The 15087-nt window shown below is 67.3% G+C and carries 15 protein-coding genes; 1 reads left to right on the top strand and 14 read right to left on the bottom strand.

Annotated features, from left to right (window positions below; translation table 11 throughout):
* Window positions 1-93: 93 nt before the first annotated feature.
* The 14 genes from LGM71_RS07590 to LGM71_RS07655 form a co-directional block, all read right to left on the bottom strand.
* Window positions 94-1494 carry an MFS transporter gene (locus LGM71_RS07590; protein WP_226114518.1) on the bottom strand — a complete coding sequence of 467 codons (1401 nt, stop codon included), beginning with the start codon at window positions 1492-1494 and terminating at the stop codon, window positions 94-96.
* Window positions 1495-1522: 28 nt separating this feature from the next.
* The gene (locus tag LGM71_RS07595) at window positions 1523-2767 is read right to left on the bottom strand and encodes an NAD(P)/FAD-dependent oxidoreductase (RefSeq protein ID WP_226114519.1); all 1245 of its coding nucleotides are present in this window, start codon (window positions 2765-2767) and stop codon (window positions 1523-1525) included.
* Window positions 2764-3726, bottom strand: coding sequence for a VOC family protein (locus LGM71_RS07600; protein WP_059608463.1), 963 nt, complete (start codon window positions 3724-3726; stop codon window positions 2764-2766). Before LGM71_RS07600 ends, LGM71_RS07595 begins: the two co-directional genes overlap by 4 nt.
* An 18-nt stretch (window positions 3727-3744) precedes the next feature.
* Window positions 3745-5235, bottom strand: coding sequence for an aldehyde dehydrogenase (locus tag LGM71_RS07605; RefSeq protein WP_124628982.1), 1491 nt, complete (start codon window positions 5233-5235; stop codon window positions 3745-3747).
* An 89-nt stretch (window positions 5236-5324) separates the two neighbouring features.
* Window positions 5325-6152 carry an aspartate dehydrogenase gene (locus LGM71_RS07610; RefSeq protein ID WP_059608465.1) on the bottom strand — a complete coding sequence of 276 codons (828 nt, stop codon included), beginning with the start codon at window positions 6150-6152 and terminating at the stop codon, window positions 5325-5327.
* Window positions 6145-7815 carry a thiamine pyrophosphate-binding protein gene (locus tag LGM71_RS07615; protein ID WP_059686269.1) on the bottom strand — a complete coding sequence of 557 codons (1671 nt, stop codon included), beginning with the start codon at window positions 7813-7815 and terminating at the stop codon, window positions 6145-6147. The genes LGM71_RS07610 and LGM71_RS07615 overlap by 8 nt, the downstream gene beginning before the upstream one ends.
* A complete protein-coding gene (locus LGM71_RS07620; protein ID WP_059686267.1) occupies window positions 7808-8605 on the bottom strand; it encodes an SDR family oxidoreductase in 798 nt (265 codons plus the stop codon). Before LGM71_RS07620 ends, LGM71_RS07615 begins: the two co-directional genes overlap by 8 nt.
* Window positions 8602-9459 (bottom strand): IclR family transcriptional regulator, encoded by an 858-nt coding sequence (locus LGM71_RS07625; protein ID WP_059608468.1) that lies wholly within the window; start codon window positions 9457-9459, stop codon window positions 8602-8604. The genes LGM71_RS07620 and LGM71_RS07625 overlap by 4 nt, the downstream gene beginning before the upstream one ends.
* The gene (locus tag LGM71_RS07630) at window positions 9456-10352 is read right to left on the bottom strand and encodes an alpha/beta fold hydrolase (RefSeq protein ID WP_226114520.1); all 897 of its coding nucleotides are present in this window, start codon (window positions 10350-10352) and stop codon (window positions 9456-9458) included. Before LGM71_RS07630 ends, LGM71_RS07625 begins: the two co-directional genes overlap by 4 nt.
* Window positions 10353-10370: 18 nt before the next feature.
* Window positions 10371-10898, bottom strand: coding sequence for a cupin domain-containing protein (locus tag LGM71_RS07635; RefSeq protein WP_009692519.1), 528 nt, complete (start codon window positions 10896-10898; stop codon window positions 10371-10373).
* 33 nt (window positions 10899-10931) lie between these two features.
* A complete protein-coding gene (locus LGM71_RS07640) occupies window positions 10932-11702 on the bottom strand; it encodes an SDR family oxidoreductase (protein ID WP_124628974.1) in 771 nt (256 codons plus the stop codon).
* Window positions 11695-12771: an aromatic ring-hydroxylating oxygenase subunit alpha gene (locus tag LGM71_RS07645; RefSeq protein ID WP_059608471.1), complete on the bottom strand. Its 1077-nt coding sequence runs from the start codon at window positions 12769-12771 to the stop codon at window positions 11695-11697. The genes LGM71_RS07640 and LGM71_RS07645 overlap by 8 nt, the downstream gene beginning before the upstream one ends.
* A 54-nt stretch (window positions 12772-12825) precedes the next feature.
* The gene (locus tag LGM71_RS07650; RefSeq protein WP_059608472.1) at window positions 12826-13137 is read right to left on the bottom strand and encodes a recombinase-like helix-turn-helix domain-containing protein; all 312 of its coding nucleotides are present in this window, start codon (window positions 13135-13137) and stop codon (window positions 12826-12828) included.
* Window position 13138: 1 nt separating this feature from the next.
* On the bottom strand, window positions 13139-13456 hold the full coding sequence (locus LGM71_RS07655) for a non-heme iron oxygenase ferredoxin subunit (protein ID WP_006758060.1): 318 nt from the start codon (window positions 13454-13456) through the stop codon (window positions 13139-13141).
* 445 nt (window positions 13457-13901) lie between these two features.
* Between LGM71_RS07655 and LGM71_RS07660 the strand changes: the two genes are divergently transcribed.
* Window positions 13902-14981: a porin gene (locus tag LGM71_RS07660; protein WP_124628972.1), complete on the top strand. Its 1080-nt coding sequence runs from the start codon at window positions 13902-13904 to the stop codon at window positions 14979-14981.
* Window positions 14982-15087 lie beyond the last annotated feature (106 nt).

Here is a 15087-nt window from a genome sequence, read left to right on the forward strand (position 1 = left end):
GCTCGCTCGCGAGCGCCGAACGCGGTCGCCGGAAAACAAGAAGGCCCGGACGATGTCCGGGCCTTCCACATCAGCCGTTGCGGCCAGCCGCGCTTACGCTTCGAGCGCCTCCAGCACCTTCCCCTTCGTCTCGATCCCGACGAAGTGCACGGTCACCGCCGCGATCAGCGGCACGATGCCGATCAGGTAGAACGCCGGCGCGAGGCTGCCGCCGATGATCGCGTGCGGCACGATCATCGGCGCCGCGAACGACGCGATCTTCAGCCACGCGCTGCCGAGTCCGCAGCCCGACGCACGGATGCTCGTCGGATACTGCTCCGGCGTATAGACGTACGCGGTGATGAAGCCCGATGCCATCAGCCCCAGCGACAGCGAGCAGAACACAGCGACGACGTACACCGACGATGCGTGATAGAGGCCCGCGAACGCCAACGACAGCGCGCACAGCACGAACGACCACACGATCACCGGCTTGCGTCCGAGCTTGTCGACGAGCAGCGCCGACGCAAGCGACCCGAGCACGCCCATCACCGAGCCGATCACCGCGAGATTCAGCGCGAGTTGCAACGGCGCGTGATAGAAGTTCTTGTAGATCGTCGGCAGCCACGTGGACAGCCCGTACTGGATGAACCCGCAGGTCGCCCAGAGCGTCGCGACCGCAAGCGTGCGCTTGCGATACGCGGCGCTGAACAGGTCGCTCATCCGGCGCTTCGGGTGCTGGCGGACCATCTCGTCGTACGCGGCCACCTGCGTGACCGGCGGCAGTTCGCCGCGCACCGACGATTCGAACACACCGACCGCGCGCCCGGCTTCCGCGAGCCGCCCACGCGACGCGAGCCAGCGCGGCGATTCCGGCACGAGATGCGTGAGCACCAGCGCGAGGATCAACGGCAGCCCGCCGACGAAGTACATGATCTCCCAGCCGAACCGCGGCACGAGCCATGCGCCCAGCGCCATCGACACCAGCAAACCGATCGGAAACACGATTTCATACAACAGCACGAAGCGGCCGCGACCGTGCGCACGCGTGATTTCGTTGATGTACGTGGCTGCGACCGGCAGTTCGCCGCCGAGACCGAGCCCCTGCAAGATCCGCAGGAGCACGAATATCTCGAACGTCGGCGCGAAACCGCACGCGATGCTCGTGATGCCGATCACGGCCGAACTCCACGCGATCGCCTTCACGCGGCCATGCTTTTCCGCGAGCGCGGGAAACAGGAACGCACCGATCAGCTGGCCGATCGCGCCGGACGCGATCAGCATGCCGATCTGCGTCGGCGACAGCCCCCACTTGTGAATCAGCAGCGGCAGCGTCGCCGCGATCGTGATCACGTCGAAGCCGTCGAAGAACGTGGCGGTGCCGATCAGCACGCGCGCGCGGATCTGCATCGCGTTGGTCGGAAGCCGCTCGAGCCGCGCGATGATCGCGCCGGGCGTGGAGGCGGCAGCTTCCATCGTGGCCCTGCCGGCCACGACGTTGTCGAAAGTGCTCATGCGGGGGGTCTCCTGGATCGTTCGCCGGTCAGGCAAGCGGTTTGGTCGTGTCCGCCAGGGCTTCCGTATCCACAGCCCGGCCCTGGTTCATCCACTTGCGTGCGAGCTTGAGCTCGCGTGCGTTGTTGACGGCGATGACACCTCTCACATGCCCATCGCCTACGAAAAATAGCGTCGCGCGGCGCGCGGCGAGATCGCCGCGCACGACGAGCTGCGCATCGGCCGGCAGATCGCCGAGGATCTGCAGGTTCACGTCGTACTGATCGGACCAGAACCACGGAATCTCCGCGTACGGCGCGCGCACGCCGAGCACGGCCTTCGCTGCCGCGATCGCCTGGTTCTGCGCGTTCGCCCACGATTCGAGCCGCACGCGCCGCTTCAGCCAGCCGTTGTGATGATTCGCGACGTCACCGCACGCGAAGATCGCCGGGTCGCTGGTCGCACCGAATTCGTCGACCACGATGCCGTCGTCGACGGCCAGGCCCGCGTCGCTCGCCAGCGTCGCGTTCAGCGCGAGGCCGATGCCGGCCACCGCGAAATCGGCGTCGATCGTCGTGCCGTCGGCGAGCGTCGCGCGCACCTTCGACGCGTCGCCCGGTTGCGCGTCGAGCGATGCGAGCGCCGCGCCCAGACGCACGTCGACACCGTTCGCGCGATGCAGGTCGAGCAGGAAGTCCGACACGATCTGCGGCACCGAACGCCCGCACAGACGCGGAGCGCCTTCGACGACGACCGCTTCGACGCCGAGCTTGCGTGCGGTCGCAGCGACTTCGAGGCCGATCCAGCCACCGCCGATCACGAGCACGCGCTGGCTCGCACGCAGTTTCTCGCCGAGCGCGGCCGCTTCGTCGAGCGTGCGCAGGTAGTGCAGGTTCGGCGTCCTGACGATTGCATCAGGCAAGCGACGCGACGTGCCGCCAGTCGCGATCACGAGACGGTCGTATTCGATCTCGAGCCCGCTTTCGGTCTTCACCACGCGGCGCGCACGGTCGATCGACGCCGCGCGTTCCGGCTGCCACGCCTCGACGTTCAGCGCGTCGAATTCGTCGGGACGCACGACGCGCACCGTCTCGATGTCGGCATCGCCGGCCAGCACGGCTTTCGACAGCGGCGGGCGTTCGTACGGCAGGTGCGGCTCGTCGGCGATCATCACGAGGCGGCCCGCGAACCCTTCCGCGCGCAGCGTCTTCAGCACCCAGCCGGCGGCCTGGCCGCCGCCGATCACGACGACCGTGCTCGGCACGGTCGACGCCTGCGTGTTCGCTTCGGTCATGATTTGCGCTCCGTCATGAACTTGCCTTCCGGCGCCTTCGCGTCCTTCTGCCGGCGCGTGTTGCCGTCGAGGCCGCCGTCGACGGCCCATTCGGCGAACACGGTCGGGCCAGGTTCGAATTCGCGCGGCTGCCACTCGGGCGTCAGCACGTCTTCGTCCGCGTAGTACTCGATCAGCGCGCCAGCCGGGTTCTGGAAGTACCAGAAATACGCGGACGACACCGGATGACGGCCCGGGCCGAGTTGCGTTTCCCAGCCGCAGCGGTCGATGTGCATGCCGCCGCCGAACACTTCGTGGATGTCCCGCACGGTGAACGCGACGTGGTTCAGGCCGCGCTTGCCGTTCGGCAACGCGAGCAGGAACAGGTCGTGGTGGCCGCCATGCGGCGCGCAACGCATGAACGCGCCGCGGCCCGGATAGCGATCCGACGTCTCGAAGCCGAGCAGCTCGTGATAGAACGTTTCCTGCGCGTCGAGGCAGTTCGTGAAGAACACCACGTGGCCAACCTCGACCGGTTCCGCGCGCGGATAGATCGGGCTCGGCTGGTCGACGCGCAGCGTCTGGCCCCACACGTTCGACGGCGAGCCGGTGATGTCGAGTTCGCGCTTGCGCGTGACTTCGACGCGAATCGCCATGCCGTTCGGATCGATGCAACCCACCGCGTCGTCGTGCGCGTAATAGCCGGGCTGGCCGGCCAGTTTCGTGCGCAGCGCGTCGAGTTCCTGCTTCGTCGCGACACCCCACGTCACCTCGCGCAGCGTCGGACCCGCCTCGAACGCCGGCGGCAGCGACGGATCGTCGGCCTTGACGACCAGCACGGTGCAGCCGTTCAGCGTTTCGAAACGTGCGCGCGTGTCGTCGTGCGCGACTTCCTTCAGCCCCCAGTCGGCGAAAAAGCGCCGGCACGTCGCGAGGTCGTCGACACCGTACGTGATCTGCTCGATACCCAAGATGCTCATTGCGTCATTCCCCTTCGCTCAGTTCGCCCACGGCAGCGGCGCGTCGTTCAAGCCCCAGTAGAGGCTCTTCTGCTGCATGTACTCGCGGATGCCGAGACGGCCCTTCTCGCGGCCCATCCCGCTCTCCTTCCAGCCCGAGAACGGCGTGGAGATCGAAAACAGCTTGTACGTGTTGATCCAGACGGTGCCCGTCTCGAGCGCGCGCGCAATGCGCCACGCGCGCTTGTAGTCGCGCGTCCAGATGCCGGCGGCAAGGCCGAACACGCTGTCGTTCGCCTGCGCGATCAGCGACGCTTCGTCGTCGAACGGCATCGCGACCAGCACCGGTCCGAAGATTTCTTCCTGGCAGATGCGCGCGGTGTTCGGCAAACCTTCGAGAATCGTCGGCTGGTAGAAGAAGCCGTCCTCGCGCCCGTCGCCCGACGGCCGCTCGCCGCCGCACAGCAGGCGGCCGCCTTCCTCCAGCCCGAGCGCGACGTAGCGCTCCACCGATTCACGATGCTTCGCGGTGATCAGCGGGCCCATCTGCGTGTCGGGCCGCGTCGGGTCGCCCACGCGCAGCTTGCGCGCGCCTTCGACGAGGCGTTGCATGAACGTGTCGTAGATCGCGCGCTGCACGAACAGGCGCGAACCCGCGATGCACGCCTCGCCCGACGAGCTGAAGATGCCGTACAGCACGCCGTTGACCGCGTGATCGAGATCGGCGTCGTCGCACACGATCGTCGGCGACTTGCCGCCGAGTTCGAGCGACACGGGCATCAGCTTCTCGGCGGCGATGCGCGCGATGCCGCGGCCCACTTCGGTGCCGCCGGTAAACGACACCTTCTTCACGAGCGGATGGCGCACGAGCACGTCGCCGATCACCGAGCCCTTGCCCGGCAGCACGCTCAGCACGCCCTTCGGCACGCCGGCCTCCTCGCAGATGCGGGCCAGCGCGAGCGACACGAGCGGCGTGACTTCGGCCGGCTTGAGCACCACCGCGTTGCCGCCGGCGAGCGCCGGCGCGAGCTTCTGCGCGTCGGATGCGATCGGCGAATTCCACGGCGTGATCGCCGCGATCACGCCGATCGGCTCGTGCACGCTCATCGTCAGGTAGTCGCCGCGCGACGGTGTCAGTTCCTCGTCGAGCGTTTCCAGGCACGCCGCGAAATAGCGGAACGTGTTGGCGGCGCTCGCCACCAGCACGCGCGTCTCGCCGATCGGCTTGCCGTTGTCGCGGCGCTGCAGGTTCGCGAGCGCCTCGTGACGCTGCATGATCAGGTCGGCGATCCGGTACAGCACCAGCGCGCGCTGGTGCGGCTTGAGGCCGGCCCAGTCGGCGCGGCGCCACGCGGCGTCGGCGGCCACGACGGCTTCGGCCGCGTCTTCCGCGTTCGCCGTCGATACTTCCATGTTCAGCGACTGGTCGGCCGGATAGATGCTCGCGTAAGGCGCGCCGCGACCGCGCCGCCACTCGCCGCCGATCAGGATGTCGCCGTTGGGTACGAGGCTCGTATCGAATGGAGTCATGTCACAAGTCCCACTAATCTGTCTCTGCGCAGCCGCCCGCGCCGTGGCGCCGGCGGCCGTTCAATGGCCCGAATGGCTGCGTCGCACGCTCAGATCACGCAGCGGGCCGCGCGGTTGCGCAGCGCGCGGATCGCGCTGTACGCGGTCAACGCGGACGTCTTCGGGTTGTCGGGCAACGGCTTGCCGCTCATTTCGAGCGACATTTCGCCGAATGCGCCGCGTGCGGTAATGCGGTGCACGTTACGCGCGACGGCCGGATCGGCAATCAGGCGCACGCGCGTCGCGTCGAGGCCGAGGCCCGCGAGCGCGACCGTCGCCGCGACGTTCGCGTTCTTCGGATACAGCCGCGCGGCGTCGCGTGCGGTGCCCTCGAAGATGACCTTCTCTTCGGTCATCGCACGCAAGTCGCACAACGCCTCGGCAGGCGTGCCGAGCCAGCCGAGCGGCGGCTTGCGGCCGACGTACAGCACCTCGTCGAGGCCGCCCTGCTTCGCCGACGCCAACGCGTCGATTCCGCCGATCGCGCCGGACAGCAGCGTCAGCGTCGCGTCGCCTTCGTCGGCGGCCTGCGACAGCACGTCGAGCAGCGCAAGGTCGGACAGCGCGCCGATCGATGCGACCGCGCAATCGGTGCCGGCCTTCAGCAGCGGCACGACGTGATCGACGAGCGCGCCGTGGCCCGCGCATTCGAGCGCGAACTCGGGCAGGTGGGCCAGTGCATCGACCGACGATACGACCTCCACCGCGCTTCCGAGCTCACGCTGCACCGCGTCGCGCTGGTGCTCGGGCACGATCACGTGCGCGACGCGCAACGATGCATCGTGCTCGACCGCGTGGTACACGGCCGCACCGATCGCGCCGAAGCCGATCATCGCGATGTCGACGGGCGCATGCCCGTGGGCGTGGTTGTTACGCATACTGCCGCTCCGACGGCGTTTCTTCCTTCTTCACCGGCGGGCCTGCGAACTGCGATGCGAACGAGCCGACCGACAGCATGTCGACCTCGACCATCACCGGCCCTTCCTTTGCCATCCCTTCGCGCACGATCGCTTCGGCCTGGTCGAGCGACGAGATCCGGTAGTGCGTGAGGCCGAAACTCGCGCAGAACTGTGCGAAATCCGGCTGGTGCAGCTGCACGAAGCAGCGGCGGCCGCCATAGTGCGCGTCCTGGATGTTGCGGATCACGCCGTAGCACTGGTCGTTCATCAGCACGATCATCACGTTCGCGTTTTCCTGCACGGCCGTCACGAGCTCGCCGACGTTGACCATCAGGCCGCCGTCGCCGACCAGGCAGACCGTCTTCGCCGCCGCGCCGGCCAGTGCCGCGCCGATGCCCATCTGGATGCCCTGGCCGATGCCGCCGCCGAGCGCATGCACGCCAGCGCGCGGTTCGAAGATTTTCAGCAGGCGGTTGCCCCACGTGCTGTTCGAAATCGTCACGTCGCGCACCCAGTTGTAGTCGCGGCCCACCGCGCCCTGTAGCGTATCGACCAGCTTCTTGTAGGGCCCGAGACCTTCCGACACGCTGGCGACGGCCTGCTCGCGTGCCGCCGCGAGATCGGCCGCGAACTGCGGATCGACGGACAGGCGGCCTTCGAGGCGATCGGCCAGCTCGGCCAGCACGCGCTTCGAATCGCCGTGCACGAACAGCTCGTTGCGATAGCCGCGGTTGTCGGCGAGCGCGTCGGCGTCGATGCGGAACAGCGGCTGCGGCAGCGCGAGCTTGTACTTCAGCGTCTCGTTGCCGCGCAGGCGCGAGCCGACCACGACGAGCGCGTCGCAGGTCTTGTAGAACGCTTCGACGGACGCATGCACGTTGAACGCGCCGAGCGTCGCCGGGTGATCTTCCGGCAGCACGCCGCGCCCCTGCACGCTCGTCACGACGCCGAAGCCGAGCTTCACCAGGCGTTCGACTTCCGCACGGGCGTGGCGCGCACCGCCGCCGATCCACAACAGCGGACGGCGCTTGGCCGCCAGCGCATCGGCGAGCTTCGCGACGCGTGCGTCGTCGTGCTCGCGCACCGCGACGTGCGCCGGCGCGAGATCTTCCGGCCATTCGATTTCGGCAGCCTGGATGTCGATCGGAATCTCGACCGACACGGGCCCCGTCGGCGCGGTCTGCGCGATGCGCACCGCTTCGCGGATCGTCGGCAGCACGGTCTCGACCGTGCGCACGCGGAACGCGGCCTTCGAGATCGCGTCGAGCATCGTGAGCTGGTCCGGCGCTTCGTGGATGTAGGCGAGATCCTGGTCGAGGTACGGCGTCTCGATCTGCCCCGTAATGTGCAGCAGCGCGGTGCCGGCCGTCAGCGCCTCGACCATCGCACCAGCGGCGTTGCCCGCCGCCGTGCCGGTGCTCGTGAACGCGACGCCGAGGCCGCCCGACACGCGGGCGAGGCCGTCGGCCATGTTCACCGCGCCCGCTTCACCGCGCGCACCGACATACCGGATGTTGCCGCGCGAGTTGATCGCGTCGAGGATCGGCATGTTGTGGATCGAGATGACACCGAATGCGGTTTTGACGTCGCACTGCTCGAGAAAGGCGGCAATCAGCTCGCCAACCGTGGTTTTTTTAGACATGGCGTGCAAAGCCTCCAGAAACGTCGATATGGCTGCCCGTCGTGTAGGACGACAGATGCGTAGCGAGATAAAAAAGTGCCCAGGCTGCCTCGTCAGGCTTGCCGAAGCGGTTCAGCGGGATGTTCTTCTTGCGGGCGAGCGCGCCCGTCCAGTCCTCCCAGCTTTCGCCGGCCTGCGCCTGCGCTTCGTAGCGGCGGCGCCATTGACCCGACTCGACGATGCCGATCAGGATCGAGTTCACGCGGATGCGCTGCGGCGCGAGTTCGGTCGCGAGCGACTTCACGAGGCTCAGCACACCCGCGCGCGCCGACGACGTCGCGACCATGTGCGGCTCCGGCTGCAGCGCGAGCAGCGAGTTCACGCAGGTGATCGTCGGCGCCTGCGCGTCGCGCAGCAGCGGCAGGAAGGCGCGCGTCGGGCGGATGATGCTGAAGTACTTCAGATCGAGCTCTTCGCGCCATGCGTCGTCGGTCGTGTCCGCGAAGGTCGACACGCGGCCCTGGCCCGCGTTGTTGACCAGCATGTCGGCGCGGCCGAAGCGGTCGGACACGGCCTGCGCGAACGCGGCCACATCGGCTTCGTCGAGCACGTTGCAGCGCACGGCGAGCAGTTGCGCGTCCGGGTATTTCTCGCCGAGCAGCGCTTGCGCGCGCGCGAGGCGTTCGCCGTCGCGGCCGCAAATCGCGACCGACGCGCCGGCCTGCAGGAACCGTTCGGCAGTCGCGAGGCCGATGCCGGACGAACCGCCCGTCACCACCGCCACCTGCCCCGTCAGATCGATCTCAATCATCGGAGTCCTAAAGCCTTCATAAACGTGTGCTCGTCATCCGAGCGGTAATTGAGCCGCCGCGACAGTTCCGCCGCCGCGCGCTGCACCTTGTCGATCAGGCCGTCGGCGATCAGCGCCGCGTCGATCTCCGGCCGAGGCACCGTCACGGTGATGCACGCGACGATCCTCTGCGTGTCGTTGCGCACCGGCGCCGTGACCACCGAAATGCCGCGTTCGAACGACGAATTGCTGACGCCGTAGCCGCGCAGCGCATCCTCGCGGATCACTTCGTACAGCGCGTCGACCGTCTCCGGCGTCGCGCTCGTCATCCGGTTCAGCGTGCCCTCCGGATACAGCGCGCGCAGCTCATTCAACGACAGGTCGCCCATCAGCACGTGGCCGTGCGTCGTTGCATACGCGGGCAAGCGGGTGCCGACGTTCACGCGAATCGAGCTGAACACCGGCGACTGGCTCTGCGCTTTCGCGACGAACACCACGTCGCGGCCGTCGCGGATCACGATGTGCGTCGTGAAACCGGTCGCGTCGCGCAGGCTCTCGATCACGGGCAGGCCGAGATCGGTCAACTCGAGCGAGCTCAGGTATTCGAAGCCGAGCCGCAGTACGGCGATGCCGAGCTTGTAGTTTCGATCCTTGTCCGCGCGCTCGAGAAAGCCGAGCGATTCGAGCGTCTGCAGCAGACGGAACACCGTCGTGCGCGGAATGCCGAGCCGCTTGGACAACTCCGGCGCGCCCAGTACCGGCTCACGCGGCGAGAATTCGGCGAGGATTCGCAAACCGCGTTCGAGGCCCGGCACCACGTAGTTGGCCTCGGACTTCGCGGAGTCCGCATCCTGCTGCTGCAACGGTTCGCTCATTCCAGCCCCCGTTGACGATCGCACTGACGGCAGAACGCGTCGATCAGCGACGAATAAACCCCCGGTGCTTCCACGTAACCCGCATGACCTGCCTGCGGAATCACCTGCAACCCGACGTGCGCTGCCGCGGCGATGCGCTCGCACGCGGCAGGCGGCGTGATCGCGTCGTTCGCGCCGACCGCCACCGCCGTGCGACCGCGAAAGCCGGCGAGATCGGAAGCGAGATCGGCGTTCGCGAGCAGATGCGTGGCCTGCGCATAGCCGGCCGGCACGATGCGCGCCATGTTCCAGCGCACCCACGCACGCGCATCCTCGCTCGCGACGCCCGACAGCATGTTGCCGCTGCGCTGCTCGGCGAGTCCGGCCGGGCCGAGTTCCTCGAGCAGGGCAAGGCGTGCATCGCGGCGCGTGTCGCGCGTTTCCGCGGGCGCGCTGCCGTAACCGCCCGCGGGCGAGATCAGCAGCAGGCCGGCGATCCGCGCGGGCATCAGACGGGCCAACCCGCCTGCGACGATCGCGCCGAGCGAATGCCCGACCAGCACGCAGCGTTCGATGCCGAGTGCCTCGAGCCACGCGTTCAGCGACGCCGCGTAGTCGGCGGCCGCCGGCGACGCGCCGTGCACGGGGGTCGACACGCCGTAGCCGGGCGCATCCCACGCCAGGACGCGTCGCGACGCGCCGAGCGTGTCGAGCTGGCGCACCCACGATGCAGCGCCCGAGCCGATCCCGTGCAGCAGCACGACGGGCAGCGCGTGGCCCGCATGCTGCGCGCCGGCCTCGCGATAACCGATCGTGCCCGCCGCGCCGGCCGCGCAGCGCTGTTCGGGAAACTGCCCGAGCAGCGCGGCGAACGCCGCGGTGCGGTCGCGTTCACGTTTGTCGATGACACTCATTGCTTGCTCCGCCCCGTCTCAGCGCTTGATCTTCGCGAGCGGCGAATCCGGCGGATACGTCGGCGTGATGGGCTTCGGCGAACCGAGCATCACGCACATCAGCGCGTCTTCCTCGCCGATGTTGATTTCCGTGCGATACACGCCCGGCGGCACCGAGATCAGGTCGCGCTCACCGAGGATCGCTTCCCAGGTCTCGCCGTCGCGCTCGCAGATCACCTTCATCTTGCCGCGCAGCACGAAGAAGATTTCCTCGACGTCGATGTGGATGTGGCTCGGGCCGATGTTGCCGGCCGGGATGACCATCGTCGAAAACGTGAAGTTGCCGGCCGGCACCGTGTTGACGTCCTTCGCGACGCCCGTGCCGCCCGTGCCGACGTAGCGCATCTGCGCACGGCGATACTTCGGGTCGTAGTCGGCCTGGAACTTCAGCGCATCCCAGTCGTAGCGCCGCGTCGCGTAGCGCGCGACACGCCCTTCCATCCAGTCGCCGAAGCTTGCGCCTTCCGGCTGGTCCCACGACTTGCGTTCGAGATCTGCATCCGCCATCGTCCTCTCCTTCATTCAGAGTGAAACTTCAATTCAATTCATTACGAAGCCGCCGTTGACCGGCAGCAGTTGACCCGTCACGAAGCGCGCGCCGTCCGACAGCAGGAACAGCACGGGGCCCGTCACGTCGTCGGGCACCTGCGCGCGCGTCAGCGCGCGGCCCTGCATGTAGAACGCGTGGCGCTCGGCCGGCACGTAGGCCGTCGCCTCGACTTCGGTCAGCCCCGGCGCGATCGCGTTGACCGTCACGCCGTGCGCGCCGAACTCGCGCGCTTGCGCATGCGTCATCGCGATCACGGCGCCCTTGCTCGCGACGTACGCGAGCAGCTTCGGCGCGCCCCAGAGCGCGGTATCCGATGCAAGGTTCACGATCGCGCCACGGCCCGACTGTGCGAGGTACGGCAGCGCCGCGTTGCTGACGAGCCACACGCCGCGCACGTTCACGTTCATCACCGCATCCCACGTCGACACGTCGAGTTCCGTCGACAGCTTGCCGCCCGAGTTCGTGATCGCCGCGTTGTTGATCAGCGCGTCGATGCCGCCGAGCGCCGCCGCGCCCTGCGCGACGAACGCGGTGACGCTCGCCGGATCGGCGAGATCAAGTGCGAAGAAATGCGCGACGTGGCCCGCTTCGCAGAGTTGTGCGGCAAGCGCACGGCCTTCGTCGGCCAGCACGTCGCCGAACGCGACCTGCGCGCCCGCGTCGACGAGCGCCGTCACGAACGCCGCGCCGAGCCCGCGCGCGCCGCCCGTGACGAGCACGCGGCGACCCGCGAGCGACACGACCGGAGCGCGCTCAGCCATTTGCCGGCTCCGATGCGGCCTGCGCCTGCGCCGCGCGATGCGCGTCGAGCGCGGAAAGATGCTCCTGCGCACGCGTGCGCAGCATCCGGCGCACGCGCGTCATGCCGACGTCGTGCTGGTACAGGTATTCGTGATCGCGCGCATTCGGCGCGAGGCTTTCGAGGACGTAGCGGTCCTGCTCGAGCACGTCCCAGTGCAGGCCCTCGAGGCGGTTGCGGTACATGAAGCGCCACACGTCGCGCTGCCAGCCGCTGACCTTGCGGGTGCGCCAGAAATAGACCTGGCAATTGTCGCCGTCGACCGGCGTCGCGAAGCCAATGATCCCGAAATTGCCGCCCGGGCCGAACTTCTGCTTGTACGGAATCGCGAGGCGCATCCACAGGCAGCCCGTTTCGCCGAGCTCGACCCAGTCGAAGTTCACGTCGCGTTGGCCGATCTTCTCGAACATCAGGCCCGTTTCCGTCTTGCGCACGCGCATGTCGGCCTGCTTGTCGCCTTCGGCCATCGAGTGCGAGGTGGCATGGAGGTACGCGCCGTGCATCGGGTCCATCACGTTGTCGATCGCGTACTGGTAATTGCACTTCCAGTTCGACACGCACAGGAAGTGGCCGTATGCGTCGTCGACCAGTTCCTCGGGCAGGTTCAGCGGCGCCGGCTCGCCGTGCGCTTCGTCGCCGAACCACAGGAAGATCGCGCCGGCCTTCTCTTCGACCGGATAGGACTTCACGCACTTCATGCCTTCGAGCGGACAGTTCGCGACCGCCGGCACGCGATTGACGGTACCGCCGCCGTCGACTTCGATGCCGTGATACCAGCAGGCGATGTTGCCGCCGAGGTTCCAGCCGAGCGACAGGCGCGCGCCGCGGTGCGGGCAGCGATCTTCCAGCGCGTGAACCTTGCCTTCGTGATCGCGCCACAGCACGATCTGCTCGGACAGGCGCGTAAGGCCGACGGGCGCGTTCGACACCTGCCAGCTCGGGGCGACGGGATACCAGTAGTTCTTGATGCCGCGGTCGAGATACGCGCGGACCGGGTCGTGTTGTGTTTCGTGTTGTGCGGGGGACGTCATCAGTGTGCTCCGGATGCGGTTGTCGTCGGGTCGGCGGTCACGCGGTGCGCGCGCTCATTCCGCCAGCGAGGCCATTTCGGCGCGAAAGCGCTCAGGCGTCCACGCCGTGCCGTCCGGCGCGCGAAAGCCGATGCGGTTCAGGCCCGCGACGACATCGTCCAGCTCGGTCGCCCCGCTCTCGAACACGCGTTCGAGCGCGTCGCCGAGGTCGTTTTCATATTGGGTGGGCTCGGCCTTGCGGTTCTGCCAGACCTGGTTCTCGACCTGGCCCGGGATCTCGATCTGCCCCTTGCCGGCGACGTTGTTCGGCTGCGGCGCCACCCACGGCTTCAGGAAGGGATTGAAGTTGACGGTCGCTTCTTTCATGTCATTCCACCTTGATCTGGATTTCCTCGCCGGCCAGCCGCACCGCGTACTGCTTCAGTGCGCGTCCGCCCGGACCCTTCAGGCATTCGCCCGTCTTGATGTCGAACACGGCCTCGTGCAGCGGGCATTCGACGGTGCCTTCGTCGACGAACCCCTGCGTCAGTAGCGCGTATGCATGCGGGCACACGTTCTCGAGCGCATATACCTCGTCGCCGACGCGGTAGATCCCGATTTCGACGCCGTCGGTCCGCTTGAACTCGATCGGCGTGTCTTCCGACAGCGCGCCGGCGTGCCCGGCACAAACCCATTGTTCAGACATCTCACACCTTTCCTTCTGATCGACTCTCGGTTCGCTCCGGATTTGTTCCATATCCGGAACAGCAGTTTATGGATGGTGATTATAGGAGCGACTTTCCGCGAGTAAAACAAAAAGCTGCACGTCCTAGGGAAAACACTGACCGTTGGGTCGGCGCTCTCTCGCGCCGATCTCGTCAAACGAATTTTTTTGTTATATGGCGGGGATTTACCGGGTTTACGCGGGCTTCGCGCGCCGACACCGGGCATCGGCCCGAAACCCATCCGTCCCGAAAAAATTATTTTTGATCCGGTGCTGGACGCCTCTATACTCCATTCCATCAGAGGCACATTGTTCCTTATATGGAACACACGAATGCCCACTCGATGGCGAAAACGCGCGACGGCCGGCCGTTCCCGCGCGTGCCGCCACGGCACGTTTTCATCAGGTTGGAGATTCAGGAGATCAAATGGTCAAGCATGCGGTAGCAGCGGCAGTCATCGGATTGGGCGCCGCGTCGGGCGCGTGGGCGCAGAGCAGCGTGGTGCTGTACGGCAGCATGGATGCGGGCGTCGCGTACGTGAACAACGTCGGCGGCCATGCGAAGTGGGCGATGATCCAGGGCAATACGCAGCCCGATCGGTGGGGCCTGAAGGGCAAGGAAGACCTCGGCGACGGCCTGTCGGCGATCTTCCAGCTCGAAAACGGCTTCTATACGAACAACGGCCAGTTCGCGACCGCGAACACGATCTGGAACCGCGCGGCATTCGTCGGCCTCAGCTCGGAACGCTACGGCACGCTGACGCTCGGCCGGCAGACGCCGCTGACGTTCGACTATCTCGATCCGCTCAGCACGGCCTACCTCGCGATGAGCTGGTATGCGTTCCACCCCGGCAACATCGACGGGCTCGCCGCGACCGGCAACGTGCCGTATAACAACTCGGTCAAGTACCGTTCGCCGAGCTTCGCCGGCTTTTCGGCCGCGGCGACGATGGCGCTCGGCAACACGACGAACTTCTCGACCGGCAAGTCGGTCGGCGTCGCGCTGAACTATGCGAACGGGCCGTTCAAGGCGTCCGCCGTGTACTCGAACGAGCATGACCGCTCGATCCTGATCGGCACGACCGGCATCACGTCGTTCCAGGGGCAGAACACCGCGAACGGCTACATCGCGAGCAAGGTCGAGAACATCGGCGCGGGCGCGTCGTACCAGTTCGGCGACTTCCTCGTGCACGGCCTGTACACGCGCACGAAGATGCAGTCGAACGGCTTTTCGGATACGTTCCAGAGCTACGACGCGGGCGTGAACTACCGCAGCAGCGCGTTCAACACGATCGCGGGCGGCGCGGCGACCACGACGCTGGCCGGCCGCCGCTGGACGCAGGTCGAGCTCGGGGACATCTATTCGCTGTCCAAGCGCACGCAGCTGTACGCGAACGTGCTGTACGAGCACGGCTCGGGCGGCGCGAAGGCCGCGTTCTTCACGGCCGGCGCTTCGAGCACCGCGAACCAGGTGATCGTGCTGACCGGCATCCACCATTCGTTCTGAGCGGCGACGGGCGCACGCGCCCGAGGCCGGAAACGAAAAGAGCAGCCCGCGGGCTGCTCTTTTTCATTGGCGATGGATGGATAACGCCGCACGACGCGGCGCGTGC

Source organism: Burkholderia sp. AU33545, from assembly GCF_020419685.1.
In the GTDB taxonomy this organism is placed as follows: Bacteria; Pseudomonadota; Gammaproteobacteria; order Burkholderiales; family Burkholderiaceae; genus Burkholderia; species Burkholderia diffusa.